This is a genomic window from Paenibacillus sp. XY044 (genome assembly GCF_002257645.1).
Classification (GTDB): domain Bacteria; phylum Bacillota; class Bacilli; order Paenibacillales; family Paenibacillaceae; genus Paenibacillus_AQ.
Map to the genome: position 1 here is coordinate 139880 of NZ_NQMO01000003.1, position 18044 is coordinate 157923.

Below are 18044 nucleotides of genomic sequence, written 5' to 3' on the forward strand. Positions count from 1 at the left end.
TTATAAGTTGGGTCGTAAATGTATTTTTCGACAAGAAGGGTACAATAAATATAGAAGACCATGGAAGGTGGAGCAGAAACATGTACTTTAAAAAAATTGGTGTCATCGGCGGAGGGACGATGGGGCAGGGCATAGCCGAAATGCTGGCCGCCAGAGGGCTGGACGTTCTGCTGGTCGAGAAGACGCCGGAGAAGCTGGATTATTCGTACGGCATGATCGAAACGAGCCTCGATAAGCAGCTCGAGAAATGGGCGATCACCCAGGCGGAGAAAAAGCTCATTTTGGGCCGAATCCAGAAGGTGATTCATTTTGCCGAGCTTGGAAGCTGCGATATGGTCATTGAAACGATTTCCGAGGACCTGGAAGCGAAGAAGGAAGTATTCGGACAGCTGGATCAAGTTTGCCCTAATCATATTATTCTCGCCAGTAATACTTCTACGCTCAGCTTAACGGAACTCGCGAGCACAACGATGTATCCGGAACGGGTCATCGGCATGCACTTCATCCATCCCGTCAGCAAGGTAGATCTAGTGGAAATTATCCGCGGCCTGAAGACGTCCGACACCACGTTTGGGGAAACGAAGCGTTTTGTGGAAGAAGTCGTGGACAAGAAAGGGATCATGGTATATGAGTCCCCAGGCTTTGTGACGAGCCGCATGATTTGCCTGATGATTAACGAAGCGCTGCATATTCTGCAGGAAGGCGTCGCTTCGGCTGAAGATATTGACGATGCTATGCGGATCGGCTATTCGTTCCAGCATGGACCGCTTGAAATGGCGGACCGCTTCGGTCTGGATTCGGTTCTGGCCGCGCTGGAGCGCATGTTCCGCGAGTTTGGCGAACTGAAATACCGCCCGTCCATCGTGCTGAAGAAAATGGTTCGTGCCGGTCATTTGGGCGTGAAAACGGGCGTAGGCTTCTTCAAGTATGACAAGGATGGTGACCGCGTGTGAAAATTTTAGTAATTAATGCTGGCAGCTCGTCGCTGAAATACCAGCTGTATGATATGACTGACGAAAGCGTGCTTGCAAAAGGACTCGTTGAACGGATCGGCATGGAATCATCCATCGTTACCCATAAACCTACGGGCCGCCCGGACGTGACCGAGGTCAGCGAAATTCTGGAGCATACGACGGCAATCCGCAAGGTGCTGGGACTGCTGACGGATAAAGAGAACGGCGTGATCGATTCCGTGGATGAAATCCAGGCGGTCGGCCACCGGGTCGTGCACGGGGGAGAATTCTTCAAGGAATCCGCTTTGGTGGATGCTGAAGCCAAAACGAAAATCCGCCAGCTGTTCGACCTGGCGCCGCTTCATAATCCCGCTTCCATGCTGGGGATCAAAGCGACGGAGGCGAATATGCCTAACGTTCCGCAAGTTGTCGTGTTCGATACCGCCTTCCATCAGACCATGCCGGAGACGGCTTATTTGTATGCTATCCCGAGAGTGCTGTACAACAAATACAAAGTCAGACGTTACGGGATGCATGGCACTTCGCATGAGTTTGTCAGCAAGGCGGCAGCGGAGTTCCTGAACAAACCGCTCGAAGATCTGAAGATCATTACCTGCCACATCGGTAACGGGGCCAGCCTTACCGCCGTGGATGGCGGAAAATCGGTTGACACCTCCATGGGCATGACGCCGCTCGAAGGCTTGATGATGGGTACGCGCAGCGGTGACCTGGATCCGGCGATCGTTCCTTACGTTATGAACAAGGAAGAGCTGACGGTCAACGAAGTGAATTCCATGCTGAACAAGCACAGCGGTCTGCTGGCTATTTCCGGCATCAGCAGCGACATGCGCGAAATTACTGAAGGCATGGAGAAGGGCGATGCCCATTCCAAGCTGGCCTTTGATATGTACGAATATCGTCTGCGCAAATACATCGGTTCTTACGCAGCCGCGCTGAACGGCGTGGATGTGATCGTCTTCACGGCGGGCGTCGGTGAGAATTCGGTTGTTTTGCGTAAAAAAGTATGCGAAAATTTGACTTACCTGGGCGTGGAATTGGACGAAGAGCTGAACGCCGTCCGTTCCGGCGAACCGCGCCGCATTTCTTCGAAGAACTCCAAGGTGGAAGTGCTGGTCGTTCCGACGAACGAAGAGCTGGTGATCGCCCGCGATACCAACCGGATCGTTCAGAACGTCTAGGTTCAAGTGATACAGGCAAGTAAAGTTAAGGGAGAGATTGAGGCATGGCCACCAAATGTGTAATTCGTGACGTGAGCAAGCACGTAGGTGAAACCGTCATGATTGGCAGCTGGATCAACAACAAGCGTTCCAGCGGTAAAATTCAATTTTTGCAGCTGCGCGACGGCACCGGATATATCCAGGGCGTTGTTGTCAAGAGCGAAGTCACCGATAAAGTGTGGGAAGACGCCAAGAGTCTGACGCAGGAGAGCTCCTTGTACGTCACAGGCATCGTACGCGAGGAACCGCGCAGTCCGTCCGGTTATGAGATGACGGTTACGGATGTCGAAATCATTCATCTTACGGAGAACTATCCGATCACGCCGAAAGAGCATGGCGTCGACTTCCTGATGGATCACCGCCACTTGTGGCTCAGATCGTCCAAGCAGCGGGCGATTCTGGTGATTCGCGCCGAAATTATCCGCGCCGTGCAGGAGTTCTTTGACCAGAACGGCTTTACCCTGGTGGATCCGCCGATCTTGACGCCGACGTCCGCAGAAGGGACGACGAACCTGTTCCATACGAAATATTTCGAGGAAGACGCCTATCTCACGCAGAGCGGTCAGCTGTATATGGAAGCCGCCGCCATGGCCCTCGGGAAGGTATATTCCTTCGGACCTACCTTCCGGGCCGAGAAGTCCAAAACACGCCGTCATCTGATCGAGTTCTGGATGATCGAGCCGGAAATGGCCTTCACGGATCACGAAGAGAGTCTCCGCGTGCAGGAGCAGTTCATTTCGCATGTGGTGCAGTCCGTCGTCACAAACTGCCGGACAGAGCTGGAAGCGGTCGGTCGTGATGTTTCCAAGCTGGAAAACATCAAGGCGCCATTCCCGCGCATCACCTACGATGACGCGATTGAATTTTTGCATGGAAAAGGCTTTGACATCCCATGGGGCGAAGATTTCGGCGCTCCGCATGAAACGGCGATTGCCGAAAACTATGACAAGCCGGTGTTCATTACGCACTATCCGGTCGGCATCAAGGCGTTCTATATGAAGCCGGATCCGAACCGTCCGGATGTGGTGCTGTGCGCCGATATGATCGCTCCGGAAGGATACGGCGAAATTATTGGCGGCTCGCAGCGGATCGACGATCCGGAGCTGCTGGAGGAACGCTTCAAGGAGCATGAGCTGTCCACGGACGCCTACCAATGGTACTTGGACCTGCGTAAATATGGAACGGTGCCGCATTCCGGCTTTGGTCTCGGACTGGAACGGACGGTAGCCTGGATTTGCGGGCTGGATCATGTGCGTGAGACGATTCCATTCCCGCGGACGCTGTACCGCTTGTACCCATAATGCCGGAAGAGGTGGAGCTCATGGACAATGCAGGTTGGAAGACATGGGCTGAGGGAGCTTCATCCGGACTCGGGGCAGGCATGGCGGTCATCCCGTATGTACTGCTCCGCCATTACCGCAAGCTGAAGCTGACCGACAGCGAAGCGATGCTGCTCGTTCACTTGATTGCCTTCAAGCAGGTTGAGCAGAAGGATTTTCCGACGATGGAAGAGCTGGAGGAGGTTACGGGATCCGGCACCCATTCGATTGCAGAGTCGCTGCAGAAGCTGATGAGGGCAGGGTTCATCGCCATCGATGAGGAGCTGGACGAGCTGCGCGGTATTCAATATGAACGGTACAACCTGTCCGGTTTGTATCATCAGCTGAGCCTGTGCCTGGCGAGCGAAGAGAAGCAGCGCACTCAGGCCACGAACAAACGGATGAAGAAGGCGGCCAAGCCGGAAACCGACAGCGGCAATATGTTTACCGTTTTTGAAAAGGAATTCGGCCGTCCACTTTCACCGATGGAATGCGAAACGATTTCGGGCTGGATGGACCAGGACCGTTACCCTGAAGAGCTCATACGCATGGCGCTGAAGGAAGCGGTTTTTGCCGGAAAGATTCATTTTCGGTACATAGACCGGATTCTGTTGGAATGGAGCCGTAACCGGGTGCGGAGTGTGGAGGACGCGAGGGCCTACACGCAGAAGTTCCGCGGCGGCAGCAGAGCCTAACATCGAAGCAGTTGCAAGCGTGCCTTTCCGGTTAAACGGAAGGCACGCTTTTTTAATTAAAAGAAAGGGTAAGCTTCGGGGGGCATGATCGGCAGGCAGGAGTATGGTACAATGTTTCATAGTGTTCAAGAAGCTGGGCTGTCAGCTTTGATACGATAAAGGAGGATATCCATGAAGAATATACTGATCCTTGGCGGTACCCGGTTTTTCGGCAAACGGCTTGTTGAGCAGCTGCTGGAGGATGGGCACCAAGTCACCATCGCGACAAGGGGGAACACGCCGGATCCCTTTGGCGACCGGGTGGAGCGGCTGGTGCTGGATCGCGAGAATAAGGAATCTCTGGCTCATGCCGTGGCGGACGGCAGGGTATGGGAGGTCGTTTATGACAACATCTGCTACTCCCCTCAAGCGGCCCAGGATGCCTGCGACGTGTTTCAGGGGAAAGTAAAGCGGTACATACTCACCTCATCCCTGTCGGTGTACGAGCCTTCTTCGCACCGGAATCAGGAAAAGGATGTCAACCCGTATATTTATCCGATTACGATGGGCGGCAAGGATGATTTCTCCTACGCGGAAGGCAAACGGCTGGCCGAGGCCGTCTTTTTTCAAAAGGCGGACTTTCCGGTATGCGCCGTCCGCTTCCCGATCGTTTTGGGTGAAGATGATTACACGGAGCGGCTTGAATTCCATATCCGGAGGGTACAAAACGGTACGCCGATCGGCATGCCGAATCTGAACGCCAAGGTGTCTTTTATCGATTCCGAAGAGGCTGCCTCTTTCTTGAGCTGGCTGAGAACCCAGCGCGTGGAAGGGCCGATCAATGCCTGCTCGCAGGGGGATGTCAAGCTGTCGGAAATCATCGGCTGGATCGAGAAGGAGACGGGGCGAAAAGCGATCATTCAACGGGAGTCGGCGAAAGAAAATGCTTCTCCTTTTGGCGTACCGGAGTCCTGGACGATGGATACCTCCAAAGCGGAACGGCTGGGATATCCGTTTAAACCGATCCGCTCGTGGGTTCCGGCTTTAGTCAAGCAGTTATCGCAGCAGCAGGAAGCGTAAAGAACGTTCGAAACGGCTTCAGCGAGCCTGATTTAGCTATGTATGGCTTCATTCGACGGTTCATCTTAGGACAGCTTCTTCCTTCGGGAAGGAGCTGTTTTTCTATTGGATGATATTGGCACTTATTTTTTTTGAAAAACATGCAGGGGGAACCGTGTGAACCGGCGTCTATAGATACGGGAAGGAGGAGAGAGTTATTGACGAGGAAGCGTTGATCGAGCAAATTCGCCAAGGCGACCAAAGCGCGTTCCGCACGCTCGTGGAGCGTTACGGACAGCATGTGTTCCATACGGCTTACTCGGTGCTGAAAGATGCCAAGGAAGCCGAGGACGCGGCCCAGGAAGCCTTTATACAAGTGTATAAATCTCTCTCCGAATACCGGTCTCAAGGGTTCAAGACGTGGTTGACCCGCATTGCGTTACATAAAGCCATCGATGCAAAACGAAAGCTGGGCAGGCGCAGAGAGGACCAGCTCGCGGATGCGGAGCAGGTAAACCATTGGCCATCCGGCGAAGCGGATCTGCTGGCACAGCTGGTCAAGAAGGAGAAGAAAGAGACGCTGGAGCGAAGGTTACATCACCTGCCGCAGCAGCACCGCGATATTTTATTTCATTTTTATATTCAGGAGAAAAATTACGAGCAGATCGCCAAGGAGCAGGGAATTGCCGTCAAAACGGTGGAATCCAGGCTGTACCGGGCGAGAAGCTGGGTTCGCACCCATTGGAAGGAGGAGGAGTGGAAATGAGTCACAAAGAGCGCTTCCAGCCGGTGACGCAGGATTGGGTGGAGTACATCCAAGGGACTTGTGCCCCGGAAAAAGCGGCCTCGCTGGAGTCGCTGCTGCTGGAGGACGACTTGGCCTTGGCGGCATACATGCAGGTTATGAATGATCTGCTTCCGTCGCTGCCGGATCTCGAGTGTGAGCAGCGGTTTATCGACAATGTCATGGAAGCTCTTCCTTCCGAGCAAAGGGACGCAGAGCGTGGAGCAAACGAAAATTGGCGCCGCCGGTGGTACGAGCATCGCATGTTCCATTACGCCGTTGCAGCCTGCATTACGCTGATTTTCCTGTCGACCGGATGGTTCGACAAGCTGGAACCGGGAACGCTGCATAAGGCGGAGCAAGGCAGTCAGCCGAGCTACGGCGAGAAGCTCGTTGACGTGACGACAGGCTGGCTGGACCGGCTGAAGCCATAAAGAAGGGGTTCAATCTGATGATAGGAAAGGAGTACGATGACTTTGTATCCACAACGCAGTAAGATGGCTGCTTTTATTCTCAATTTCATCCCGGGCCTCGGCCACTTCTACATGGGACGGAAGCTGAGAGGGGTTATTTACCCCATGTTGTTTTTCGGTGGTATTCTGTTTGGGATTATGGTGGCGATCGCGCTGGGTGAAGGCGGCTTGTTTTTTGGTTTTACCCTTCTGTGCGCGGCCATTTTATGGGGGATCTGCATGCTGGATCTGATCGTGTATCTGGTGCGGATTCCTGCTGTACAACCGGGGTATCCGCCGCAGCCTTATCCACCGCATTGGGAACCGGCGGCGGGTCCTTACCCGGGAGGATATGGCGGACAGGGACAGCCTGGTTTTCCGGAGAACGGACCTGGATTTGCCCAGGAAGGCGTTTATGCGCAGCAGCCGCTCCCTCCTTATCCACAGCCCAGCCCGGAGAATGAGCGTTTCTTTACGATTCTACTCTCCTTTATTCCAGGGCTCGGACACCTTCATATGGGCTTGATGCAGCGGGGCTTGTCGTTCCTGATCGCTTTTTTTGGCCTGGGGACCGTCATGTTTTTCTTGACCGGCCTGACCAGCCATACGTTCTTTATGCTGTTCCTCGGCATCCTGCCGATCATCTGGCTCTACTGCATGTTTGACGCCGTGCAGCTGATCCACAGAAAGCAGGCCGGCGAACGGATTGAGGACCGCACCCTGTTCGACGAGATGGAGGCAGGCCGTGCGGAAGGACGCCGCAGCAAAGTGCTCGCTACGCTGCTGTCCGCTTTTCCCGGGGCTGGACACATGTACCTCGGCCTTCAAAAAAGAGGGCTGCAGCTGATGGTGATCTTCCTGGGGAGCGTCTACATTTTGGATTTGCTGCGCTTGTCCCTGTTCATGTTTCTCATTCCGCTCATCTGGTTTTACGCCTTTTTCGACGGGCTGCAGCAGACGAGCCGATATGGGCGGGAGCTCCTCATCGACCGGCCTGTCATCGAAGGCATCAAGCTTCATCAGAAGTGGCTTGGCATAGGTCTGATGGTACTCGGCGTGTACTATATTGCCACAAGCCTTATCATTCCGGAGCTTGAAGCACGTTTTCCCGAGTTCCATATCGATTACCGGATTTCGCATTATTTGAAAACAGCCATCGTGGCCCTGCTGCTGATCGGCGTAGGAATCCGGCTGTTAGCCGGGTCCAAACCGAATGGAGCGGGCAGGGAAAGAAGCCACGGGGATTATTAACCCCGGCGAGATGGGGATATACTGTTTGGCCTTCAATGCAGCCTGACTTGAGTCAGGCTGTTTTTATTATGGGATCAAAGAGGATAACTATGGTGACTTTGGGGCTTTACACACAAAGGGCTAATAGCGGTAAACCGAATGATGGATGTAAAAAGGAAGTCTATAGATATTCTTGTAAAGCTCTGATAACATGCCAATGCCGAACAATATCGATTGCTTTCCTGTTTCAGGAAATGTTATGATTGCCCATGCCCAAGCATGAGTTCGGGTCGGAAACGGGTATGAAGGTTTTTATCATGGAGGTCCGTAGCTTACTACGGACATAACTGAGACGGAGGTGTTATCATACACATGAACCAGTGGGACACCGATATTCACATCACGGACGCCTTGGTCCGCGAACTGATCGAAAGCCAGTTTCCGGAACTGTCCGGACTTCAGCTCACGCGGATTGGCGAAGGCTGGGACAATGCTGTATATCGAATTGGAGACAGCTATACGTTCCGGTTCCCAAGAAGAAGCATCGCGGTAGAATTCATTCGTACAGAAGGGAGGCTGCTGCCGCTCCTATGCGACTACATCACGCTCCCCTATCCTAAACCGCTGTTCTACGGACAGGAATGCGCAGCTTACCCTTTTCCATTTCTGGGCTACACTTATATTCAGGGGACGTTTCCTGTTGGGCTGACCGATGAACAGCGGCGTTTATCGGCAGCCTCTTTGGGCCGCTTTCTGCGGAAACTTCATTCGTTTCCGGTCGGAACCGCCAGGGAAGCAGGGGCTTCGGAAGACCATCGAAACCTGTTGGACGTGTCTTCACGAAAGGAGAAAATGACGGGCATCCTGTCCGGCCTGAAGCCTCATCTGCCGAAGGGTGAGCATGATACAATCCAGGCCTATTTGGATGGTGTCCCGGTGGAGCGGATTGCCCGGCAGGAAGTGATGCTCCATGGCGATCTGCACTTTAAAAATATGCTGGCGGACGAACGCGGGCAACTTAGCGGCGTGATCGACTGGGGGGATCTGAATGTCGGCCACCCGGGCTGCGATCTCAATATCGCATACAGCTTTTTGGGGCCGCGAGAGAGGGCACTGTTCTTCGAACAGTTCGGCGAGGTGGATGAGGAAACCCGGCTGCTGGCCAGGCTGATCGGCGTGTTTATTCCGATGCTTCTTTTGGCGCAGGCGGTTCAAATCCAGGATATCCGGGTGGCGGAAGAGGCACGGGCCAGCATTCGCCGGGCGCTGTCCGGCGAATAGCTGCAAGGTGGAGCCAATCCGATCAAAACTGGCGGGGGTTGGAGTAAACGGGTGTCTTTTGCTCGGCTGCAGATCGAGAGGCGATACAGTAACTTAAGCCCATACTGCCAACTCCCATACTGCCACACTCCTGCATTGCAAACTCCCGCAGTGGCAATCATTTGGAACTATAATATGGCATTACCTTGGCTGCGAGGAACACTTAACCCCCAGGGATTTTCGTTAATTCAAAGCGGCTCCCCCATCTTTGGGTGGTGGCGATGAGGGTTCGGTCTCCTTTCGTAAAAAAATAGCCGTTCCCATCATGCTCCTTATAGATCCACCCCTTCTCCTCTAACATGGATATGATCCGCTGACCATTCTGCTGCGAATTGAGCCGGCTGATATACCATGTATTTTTTTTATCCGACAGAAGGAAAGCGGGCGAATCACCGAATTGCATCCCTTGATTCCAGGCTGTTTTTTTGTCGATCCCTTGAATGGGGAACGCAGGGTACAAAAGATGAGTCTGAAGCATGAGCCACAGCGTAATAGACAGCAAAACCAAGACTGCCGCCGCGCCGATGAACCATTTTCTCACATTTCATACGCCCCTTTGCTTTATCAATAAACCGAATATACCAATTGTTACCTCACTCCATTATAGCCCGGATTTCCGATATTTTACTAGGGAGCAAGCCAATCAGGCGTTACCATTCACTCATCTGATGCGTTCTATCAAAGAGGGTTATACAAAGAACGTTTGAAGGGGGAGCTCCAATGAAAATTTTTTTGCCCGCGATCCTGCTGACGGTGTTGGTGCTAGCGGGCTGCAGCCCGGAGAGGGATACGTTCAGCTCTCCGCAGTATCAAGGCCGAAGCTTGCTGATCGGGGTGATCGGCGAAGTTCCGATGGTGCGGGAGAGTAACGTTACTTTTAAGCAAATCACGTTTGATGATTTGGAAAAAGGGGATTCGGTCTTATCCTCATCCGACGCCGTTTTTATCATGAAAGAGGAGCTGCGAACGGCCGCATCGCCGCAGTACGCTAAAATATATAAACTCGCTGGAATTCCGTTTTTCTTTTTCGAATCTTCCAAAATTCTTGCCACCTATATAGACGCTACGATTTCTTACGAGGATTGGCCTGACATGGGGCCCGGTTACTTCGTACTTGGATACGATGGAGGGACGAGGCATCAGTTTGGCACTGGTTTGTACAACGACACCAAGAACGAGACGAATGTCAAAAGCGCTTACTCCGATATTTTTCGGCAGATCGAAACCGGGCTATAGATGGAGAGCGCCTATATTATCTTTTTCAAAACAATCGAATCGGGTATATAACCGGACAAAAAAATCCTTACTCCGCGGCCGGGAAGTTCCGGTACGGAATAAGGATTTTTTGCTCACTGCCTCTTGAGACCAGCAGCAAAGCTGCTCCCGCTGATGCCTTAACGTCGGCCATCCAGCGTAAGCGGGGCGGCGCTGTTCTGAAGAAGCTTGCTGCGGTATAAGTATTCGAAAATAAATTCAAACGCCTCCAGGTGCTTTTTCGCTTCAAACGCATTTTTGCCCCAGGCATAGATGCCGTGGTTGCGCAGCAGGATTCCCGGCACGTCCGGGTTCAGCACGCCTTCCACGATTTCGGCGATGCGGGGAATATCCGCATAGTTCGGAAGCACGGGGATGGAAATCGGCGCATTTTCCTCCCAAATGTTGAACGCCTTGATCAACTCGATGCCCTGAGCCGGCACAGCTCCGGCCTCGCCAAACCATTCGCTGATCAGATTATTAAAGATCGTGTGCACGTGGAACACGGCGCCGCAGCCGGTGAGACGGTAAATTTCGCAGTGGATTTGCGTCTCCGCGCTGGGCTTCAGCGAGGTCGTTTCCACCGCCCGGCCGCGCTTGTCCACGAACAAAAAGTCTTCCGGCGTCGTCAGCGACTTGTCTTTTCCACTCGCCGTAATGGCAAAATAAAAGGCCTCCGGGTCAAATTCGCCAACCCGCATCGATAAGTTGCCGCTCGTTCCCGGGAACCAGTTCTTCGCGGCAAACTGCTGTTTGATCAGGCTCAACTCTCCGAGAACCTGCTGCTTATGCTCCAGGCTAATGCCGGCAAAGGTCATGTCTACAGCACTCCTTGTCGTTGTTTCTTGTTCATGTCCTCGATAATGTCAAAAAAGGTTTCAAAGGGAACATGGTTTACGCCAAGCTCCGCGCATTTGGCCGTCAGGATGGAACGGGAATAGACGAGGTCGGCGATTTTGGCGCCTTCAAAGTCGGTCAGGCTGTCGCCGATTAGAATCCGCTCGTATTCGTCTTCCGGAAACTGGCGCATGACCGTCGTTTTGCACATGCCGCAGCCGTTATGGCAAGGGTCCTGGCACGGATGCGGCCAAAGAATCTCGATCCGCTCCCCGTTGAAGTCGGCGCTGTTGCAGAAAATATGGTCCGACGGGATGCCGAACGGTTCGAGCAGTGGGTCGATAAAGAAGTCCATGCCGCCGCTGGTTACGTAAAAATCGATACCTTCCCGCTTGGTATAGTCCAGAAATTCACGGAAGCCATCGCGGATGCCCGCGCGGCTTAAGACAAAGCTGACAATCTCATCCTTCATCGAGGAAGGCAGCAGGGCGAACATGGCGCCGACACCTTCGCGAAGGGAGATTTCCTGGCTTACCGTATTTTCCATGATCGGCTTGTACCCAGCCGGGTCAAAATGCTTCATGATCGCCACGATGTTATCCGACAACGTGATGGTGCCGTCAAAATCGCAAAAAATTACGCGTTTCTTGGCTGTCATCGTTCTCCTCCCCAGGCGTCCAGGGCGGCCTTGAGCTCAGGATGGCCGTCTTCGGCATACTGGGCGAGGGGAATGGACTGCTGCGCGGCGGCGATCGCCTGTACAAACGCCCGTCCCCCGGCTTCCGTACCCATCGGATGGCCGTGAATGCCGCCACCGGCGTTCACGACGACATCGGTGCCGAAATCACGCAGGATAAGCGGAACCAGTCCAGGGTGGATACCCGCCGATGGCACCGGCATGCTGGGCTTCATCGGCAATTCCGGGCTGATCAGCTCGGCCTGGATCGCCATGTTTTCCGCTTTAGGCATCGTGACCGAACCGTAAGGGGAAGGGAAGAGCACGAGATCGGCGCCGGCGAGCCGCATCAGCTGGCCGAGCAGCACCGAGGCGGAGATGCCGTAATGCTGCGACGGGTAATAGGCTCCCGCCAAGGCCGGATGCGCGGCAATCGGCACAGTGATCTCCGGATCGCTGCTCAGTTCATGCAAGACGTCGTAGCCGTAGGACAGGACGTTGAACAGCAGCGCGTTCGCGCCTGCGCCGATCGCCTTCTTCGCCTGGCTCTTCAGGCTGGACGTCGGTCCGGTCAGGTTGGCCGCATACAGCAGCTTTTTACCCGTTTGCCTTTGCGCCGCTTCCGCCGCCTTCAAGCATACTTCCACCCGCTTTTCGATCGGCGTCAGCTCGTTCTCAAACAGGATTTCGTCATCTTTAATCAGGTCGACGCCCCCGAGGGCTTGTCGCATAAACTGCTCGCGCAGCTCGTCCAAATTCAGGCCGATGACGGACTTGAAGATGCTCATCAAGAGCGGCCGGTCATAGACACCGAGAATGTCCCGAATGCCGCCGATTCCGAATTTGGGGCCAGTGAATCCCTGCACGAAGTCATCAGAAAAACCGAGGCGGTTGAGCTTGATTTTGCCGTCCATCGAGATTTTGCCGAAAACGGTAACGAGGAGGGCCGGAATGTCACGGCTGAAGTTGATGTCCGGGTAAGCGATGGTCACGTCGGCATACCGTTCGCCGGTTGCGGCGCCTACCGGTTCGTGAACGTCCATCTGGAGCACTTCGCCGAGATGCTTCTGCATCGATTCCCGCTTTGCTTGCGGAAGCTCGGTCCAGCTGCCGACGGTCATGCCGACGGCGATCGATTCGGCCTTTTTGCGAAAGTCGGCCTTGTCGTCATACAGCCGGTACGTGGCCGTGCAGCGGCTCATGAAATTCCCTCCTTCAGCGCGGCCCCCATTTCCCGGGATCGTTCCGCGCAGCGGTTCACGGCGGCGATGACCGTTTCGAAGAAATCGCCTTTATCAAGCGTCTCCAGGGCTGCCTGGGTGGAGCCGTTTGGCGATGTCACCTTCGCCCGGAGCGCGGCGGGCTCTTCGCCGGTCTGCTGCACCATGCGTGCCGCGCCGAGAACCGTCTGCACCGTAAGCTCCTTGCACTGCTGCGGCGTCAGTCCGCCGCGGATGCCGGCAGCCATCATCGCTTCCATCATGTAATAGATGTAGGCGGGGCCGCTGCCGGAAATACCGGTCAGAATTTCCAGCTTGTCTTCCTCCACGACCGTTACCGTGCCGACGGCCTGGAACAGCGTCATGACCGTTTGGCGGTCCTGGTCGTTGATTTCCTTGGAAAAGGAGACGCCGGTCGCGCCGAGGCCGATGGAGCTGGAAGTGTTCGGCATCGTCCGTGCGATGGGCTGCTTGCGTCCGAGCAGATCCTGGATGGTACGGATCGTAAGCCCCGCGATAACGGACACGATCACCGTGTTTTCGGAGAGCAGCGGACCGAGTTTGCGCAGCACGCCAGCCGCATCCTTCGGCTTGATGGCAAGAACGATAATTGGAGATTCACGCAAAATTTCCGGGGTTTCCGCCGGGTCATTGTTCGTTTTGACATTGTAACGGTGCTTAAGCTCCTCCAGCCGTCCCGAGTTGGAGCGGTTCAGCATGGTCACGCTTCCGGCATTCACGACGGATCTTCCGATCAATCCTCTGACGATGGCTTCCGCCATCGCTCCTGCACCGTAAAATGTAATGGGCTGGGCAATCATGGCCTGTTGTTGACTCATTATAATTCCTCCTTGCTAGGCATGCCGGAGCTATACAGCCCCGGTATTACCCGCGAATTTGTCCATTTCCATGGATGATGTATTTCGTGGAAGTCAGAGCCGGCAGGCCCATTGGGCCGCGAGAGTGCAGCTTTTGCGTGCTGATGCCAATCTCCGCACCGAATCCGAATTCGAATCCGTCCGTAAACCGGGTGGATGCGTTATGGTACACGGCAGCAGCGTCCACTTCCTGAAGGAAGCGTTCGGCTTGGCGCTGATCAGCGGTAACGATACATTCGGAATGCTTGGTACCGTACGCAGCGATGTGCTTCATAGCCTCATCTATCGATTCTACAATTTTTACGTTCAAAATGTAATCATTGTACTCCGTCGCGTAATCTTCTTCTGTGACCGGGAGGGCCCAGTCAACCAGCTTGCGGGTTTCTTCGTCGCCGCGCAGCTCCACGCCGGCTTCCTTGAATTTTCCGGCCAGTGCCAAGAAATGTTCCTTGGCAAATGCCTGATGCACGATCAGCGTCTCCATCGAATTGCAGACGGACGGCCGCTGTACTTTGGCATTGAGCGAGATCTCCCCGGCCATCACGGGATCTGCCGTCTCATCCAGATAAGTATGGCAGATGCCGGCGCCCGTTTCGATGACCGGCACCGTGGCGTTCTCCACGACGGTACGGATGAGCGAGCTTCCGCCGCGCGGGATGACGACATCCAGCAGGCCGTTCAGCTTCAGCATCTCGTCGACCGAGGAACGGTTCGGATCCTCGATCAACTGCAATGCCTCCGGCGGAATGGCAGTGGAAGCCAGGGCGCCGTGAAGCACCTCTACGATTTTACGGTTGGAGGAGAGGGCGGAGGAACCGCCACGCAGCACCACGGCGTTGCCCGTCTTCAGGCACAGGCCTGCGGCGTCAACGGTTACGTTCGGCCGTGCTTCGTAAATGATGCCGATAACGCCAAGCGGTACGCGCAGTTTACTAATGCGGAGCCCGTTCGGCCGCTCGATCTTCTCCAGTTCGTCGCCGACCGGATCGGGGAGCTGGACGATTTGCTCGAGTCCGGCGGCGATGGCATCGATCCGCTGCGGATTGAGTGCCAGGCGGTCGAGCAGAGAGACTGAGGTTCCCTGCTGGCGGCCGCGCTCAAGATCCTCGGCGTTGGCCGCAATAATTTCGTCCTGCTTCTGCCGCAGGGCATCGGCCATCCGAAGCAGCGCCTGATTTTTTTCGTCGGTGCTCAGCCGGTTCAATACGGCCGCTGCTGCGCCGGCGCGTTGTGCTTTTGTTCTTACTTCAGTCATATGATAAATGCCTCCTTATCCTTATTATCTGAGTAACCTATTTTAAGGTAATCCACTCATCCCTATGAATCACTTCCAGCCGGTGAACGGTATCCAGCGTCCGAACCACTTCGGCGCTGCCCATACCCTGGATCCGTCTCAGCTGCTCGTCGTCATAATTCACGATGCCGCGGCCGCAGACCGTTCCTTCCAGGTTCAGCACCTCGACGACATCGCCGGCGTGAAACTGGCCTTCGACCTGCTTCACGCCTACGGGCAGCAGGCTGTGGCCGCCATGAACGAGCGCTTCTTCCGCACCCCGGTCCACGTACAGGGTGCCGAGCGGGGTGGACATGAATCCGAGCCATTGCTTCTTCATCGGCAGCGATTGCAGCTCGGTGTCGAAGTAGGTTCCTTTGCCGCGCCCTTCCATGGCGCAGCGTAGGTCACCGATTTCGGTCACGCGACCGACGAAGACCGGGACTCCGCCGCGGGTAGCGATTTTGGCGGCGTCCACCTTGGAGCGCATGCCGCCCGTACCGACAGATGAGCCGGCGCCGCCCGCAATGGAGTAGATCTCCTCGGTAATTTCCCCGATATGGTCAAACCGGACGGCGTTCGGGTTATTCCGCGGATCGGCCGTATACAGTCCGTCCGTATCGGTCAGGATCAGCAGGTGCCGGGCTTTGACCAGGTTGGCGACGAGCGCCGACAGCGTATCGTTGTCGCCGAATTTCAGCTCATCGACAGAAACCGTGTCGTTCTCGTTGAATATGGGCACCGCACCCTGCTTCAACAGTTCCTCTACGGTCATACTGGCATTGTTCATGCGTTTACGGCTGCAAAAGTCGGTGCGGGTAAGCAAAATTTGCGCGGCGGTAATGCCGTGCGAGGCGAATGCTTCCTGATACGCCTGCATGAGCAGCGCCTGGCCGACGGAGGCCGCGGCCTGCTTTTCGTGCAGCAGCTTGGGCCGGAAGCTGTAGCCGATCGCCCGGAATCCGGCCGCAACGGCTGCGGAAGTAACGAGCAGCACTTCGCATCCTGCTTTTTTGAGTGTGGAAATTTCGCCCGCAAAGAAGGCGACCGCATCGCGGTTCAGTCCGCCTTCAACATTGGTGAGAGAGCTGCTGCCGATTTTGACGACGACTCGGGATGGCATAGGGATCACGTTCCTTTTCTAATATAAGACTGCTCCATTTCAGGTGAAAACATCTTGGAACAACAAAAAAACTTTCGTCCTTTGGAGCAAAGGACGAAAGTTTATACTTCCGCGGTACCACCTTTATTGATGATTGGATCATCCGGCTTTGGGCCTTGTAACAGAAGGCACTGTCCCGCACATAGGCAGGCCGCTCAAGGGTAGGTTTCAGAAGGGCTCGCGGTAAATTCTTTCAGCCGGTGGAATTTACTCTCTGGGCGCGAGTGGCCGTTCTTACTGGTCCCGTCAACGCGTTTCTTTTCGATTATGTTTTCTTGATATATCCGCTTTATTTTCACCTAGAATACCATGAAGCGGCGGTCTTTGCAAAAGGTTATGCGAACAGATTCAACCTTCCGATCCGCTCAGCTGCTTCCTGCAGCCTCTCCTCGGAGGTCAGCAGCCCGATACGGACATATCCTTCGCCATGCCGGCCGAAACCGATGCCGGGAGCTACGGCCACCTTGGCTTCCTGCAGCAAGAGATCGGCAAACGACTCCGACGTAAAACCTTTGGGAACAGGCAGCCAGCTGAAGAAGGAACCGCCCGGTTTGTCCGCCGTCCAGCCGATTTGGCCGAGGCCGCCGAAAAGGGCATTGCGCCGCGATTCATACCGCTGCACGAGTTCTTTCACACAGTCCTGGGAGGAGGTGAGCGCCGCAGCCGCCGCGGCTTGAATGCCGCCGAACAGGCTGACGTAGATATGGTCCTGCAGATTGTTGATTAGCGATATCACTTCGCTGTTGCCCAGCGCAAATCCGACGCGCCAACCGGCCATGTTATACGTTTTGGACAGGGTGTAAAATTCGATCCCGACCTCCTTGGCGCCCGGTGCTTGCAGGAAGCTGACGGGGCGCTCCCCGTCAAAGCCGATGGCGCCGTATGCAAAGTCGCTCGCGACGACGATACCGTTCTCTCTGGCGAAGCGCACCGTGTCCTCATAGATGGATAGAGGAGCGACGGCCGACGTCGGGTTGTTCGGATAATTCAGGAACATCAGCTTGGCGCGTGCCCGGTCCGGCGGGCTGATGCGGCCGTAATCCGGAAGGTAGGCGTTGTCCGCCAGCAGCGGCATAAACGACATTTCCGCTTTGGCCAGCGCTATACCAGACCAGTAATCCGGGTATCCCGGATCCGGAACCAGGCACAAATCGCCGGGATTGAGCAAAATTTGCGGGAGCTGCACCAGTCCCGTTTTTCCGCCGAACAAGATGGCAACCTCTTTCTCAGGATCAAGCTCCACGCCATAATCTTCGAGGTAGCGCTTCGCGATTGCTTCCTTTAAAAAGGCATAGCCGGTAAAGGGCGAATATTTATGGTAGAGCGGGTTGGCTGCCGCTTCCTGAAGCGCGGAGACGATGTGTCCCGGCGTCGGCGTGTCGGGATTGCCCTGCCCCAGGTTGATAACGTCATGCCCCGCGGCGATTTCCCGGTTCACCTTCTGCACGAGGGTAGCGAAAAACTGCGTCGGCAGGTGGGTCATCACCTCGGCCGGCACGATCGGAAAAGCGGATGTCGGACGTACGTTGTCCTCTGGTGAATGCATATCAAATCACTCCGGTCTGGACTTGAGAATAATATTTTATATAATCTATCACGATTTATCAGGGCTGTATAGAGGGAAATGGCATCTTGCATGCGGAATGGGCAGGGGCTATCATGGTATACAAAACAGATTCGGGATCAAGCTATATTCGCGTCATGATCCATGGGAG

18 protein-coding genes are annotated in these 18044 nt (G+C 54.9%); 10 read left to right on the plus strand and 8 right to left on the minus strand.

Annotation, left to right across the window (positions count from 1 at the left end; genetic code table 11):
* The first annotated feature begins 80 nt into the window (after positions 1-80).
* The 9 genes from CJP46_RS14370 (at position 81) to CJP46_RS14410 (ending at position 8990) form a co-directional block, all read left to right on the plus strand.
* Positions 81-953: a 3-hydroxyacyl-CoA dehydrogenase family protein gene (locus CJP46_RS14370; protein ID WP_094596301.1), complete on the plus strand. Its 873-nt coding sequence runs from the start codon at positions 81-83 to the stop codon at positions 951-953.
* A complete protein-coding gene (locus tag CJP46_RS14375) occupies positions 950-2152 on the plus strand; it encodes an acetate/propionate family kinase (protein WP_094596302.1) in 1203 nt (400 codons plus the stop codon). The genes CJP46_RS14370 and CJP46_RS14375 overlap by 4 nt, the downstream gene beginning before the upstream one ends.
* Positions 2153-2196: 44 nt before the next feature.
* Complete coding sequence (asnS, locus tag CJP46_RS14380) at positions 2197-3492, plus strand: asparagine--tRNA ligase (protein WP_094596303.1); 1296 nt, start codon at positions 2197-2199, stop codon at positions 3490-3492.
* Positions 3493-3512: 20 nt separating this feature from the next.
* On the plus strand, positions 3513-4205 hold the full coding sequence (locus CJP46_RS14385) for a DnaD domain-containing protein (protein ID WP_094596304.1): 693 nt from the start codon (positions 3513-3515) through the stop codon (positions 4203-4205).
* A gap of 171 nt (positions 4206-4376) precedes the next feature.
* On the plus strand, positions 4377-5264 hold the full coding sequence (locus tag CJP46_RS14390; RefSeq protein WP_094596305.1) for an NAD-dependent epimerase/dehydratase family protein: 888 nt from the start codon (positions 4377-4379) through the stop codon (positions 5262-5264).
* A gap of 211 nt (positions 5265-5475) precedes the next feature.
* Positions 5476-6009: an RNA polymerase sigma factor gene (locus CJP46_RS14395; RefSeq protein ID WP_256992344.1), complete on the plus strand. Its 534-nt coding sequence runs from the start codon at positions 5476-5478 to the stop codon at positions 6007-6009.
* Complete coding sequence (locus tag CJP46_RS14400) at positions 6006-6461, plus strand: hypothetical protein (protein ID WP_094596306.1); 456 nt, start codon at positions 6006-6008, stop codon at positions 6459-6461. The genes CJP46_RS14395 and CJP46_RS14400 overlap by 4 nt, the downstream gene beginning before the upstream one ends.
* Positions 6462-6497: 36 nt before the next feature.
* On the plus strand, positions 6498-7730 hold the full coding sequence (locus tag CJP46_RS14405) for a hypothetical protein (protein ID WP_094596307.1): 1233 nt from the start codon (positions 6498-6500) through the stop codon (positions 7728-7730).
* Between the two features lie 351 nt (positions 7731-8081).
* Entirely contained in the window at positions 8082-8990 is a 909-nt protein-coding gene (locus CJP46_RS14410) for a phosphotransferase (RefSeq protein WP_094596308.1), read from the plus strand.
* Positions 8991-9192: 202 nt separating this feature from the next.
* On the opposite strand, the gene CJP46_RS14415 is transcribed toward CJP46_RS14410, so the two are convergent.
* Positions 9193-9570: a hypothetical protein gene (locus CJP46_RS14415; protein ID WP_094596309.1), complete on the minus strand. Its 378-nt coding sequence runs from the start codon at positions 9568-9570 to the stop codon at positions 9193-9195.
* A 179-nt stretch (positions 9571-9749) separates the two neighbouring features.
* On the opposite strand from CJP46_RS14415, the gene CJP46_RS14420 reads away from it, so the two are divergent.
* Positions 9750-10265, plus strand: a complete 516-nt coding sequence (locus CJP46_RS14420) for a hypothetical protein (protein WP_094596310.1) — start codon at positions 9750-9752, stop codon at positions 10263-10265.
* Between the two features lie 158 nt (positions 10266-10423).
* Here the strand turns inward: CJP46_RS14420 and mtnB are convergent, their stop codons facing one another.
* From mtnB to CJP46_RS14455, 7 genes are all read right to left on the minus strand, one after another.
* Positions 10424-11101, minus strand: coding sequence for a methylthioribulose 1-phosphate dehydratase (mtnB, locus tag CJP46_RS14425; RefSeq protein WP_094596311.1), 678 nt, complete (start codon positions 11099-11101; stop codon positions 10424-10426).
* Between the two features lie 2 nt (positions 11102-11103).
* Positions 11104-11778 carry a 2-hydroxy-3-keto-5-methylthiopentenyl-1-phosphate phosphatase gene (locus tag CJP46_RS14430; RefSeq protein WP_094596312.1) on the minus strand — a complete coding sequence of 225 codons (675 nt, stop codon included), beginning with the start codon at positions 11776-11778 and terminating at the stop codon, positions 11104-11106.
* Positions 11775-12998, minus strand: coding sequence for a 2,3-diketo-5-methylthiopentyl-1-phosphate enolase (locus CJP46_RS14435; protein WP_094596313.1), 1224 nt, complete (start codon positions 12996-12998; stop codon positions 11775-11777). The genes CJP46_RS14430 and CJP46_RS14435 overlap by 4 nt, the downstream gene beginning before the upstream one ends.
* The gene (gene proC / locus CJP46_RS14440; RefSeq protein WP_373557995.1) at positions 12995-13855 is read right to left on the minus strand and encodes a pyrroline-5-carboxylate reductase; all 861 of its coding nucleotides are present in this window, start codon (positions 13853-13855) and stop codon (positions 12995-12997) included. Before proC ends, CJP46_RS14435 begins: the two co-directional genes overlap by 4 nt.
* Positions 13856-13901: 46 nt before the next feature.
* Complete coding sequence (locus CJP46_RS14445) at positions 13902-15149, minus strand: glutamate-5-semialdehyde dehydrogenase (protein ID WP_094596315.1); 1248 nt, start codon at positions 15147-15149, stop codon at positions 13902-13904.
* Positions 15150-15186: 37 nt separating this feature from the next.
* Positions 15187-16290, minus strand: coding sequence for a glutamate 5-kinase (proB, locus tag CJP46_RS14450; protein WP_094596316.1), 1104 nt, complete (start codon positions 16288-16290; stop codon positions 15187-15189).
* Positions 16291-16663: 373 nt separating this feature from the next.
* Positions 16664-17875 carry a pyridoxal phosphate-dependent aminotransferase gene (locus tag CJP46_RS14455; RefSeq protein WP_094596317.1) on the minus strand — a complete coding sequence of 404 codons (1212 nt, stop codon included), beginning with the start codon at positions 17873-17875 and terminating at the stop codon, positions 16664-16666.
* Positions 17876-18044 lie beyond the last annotated feature (169 nt).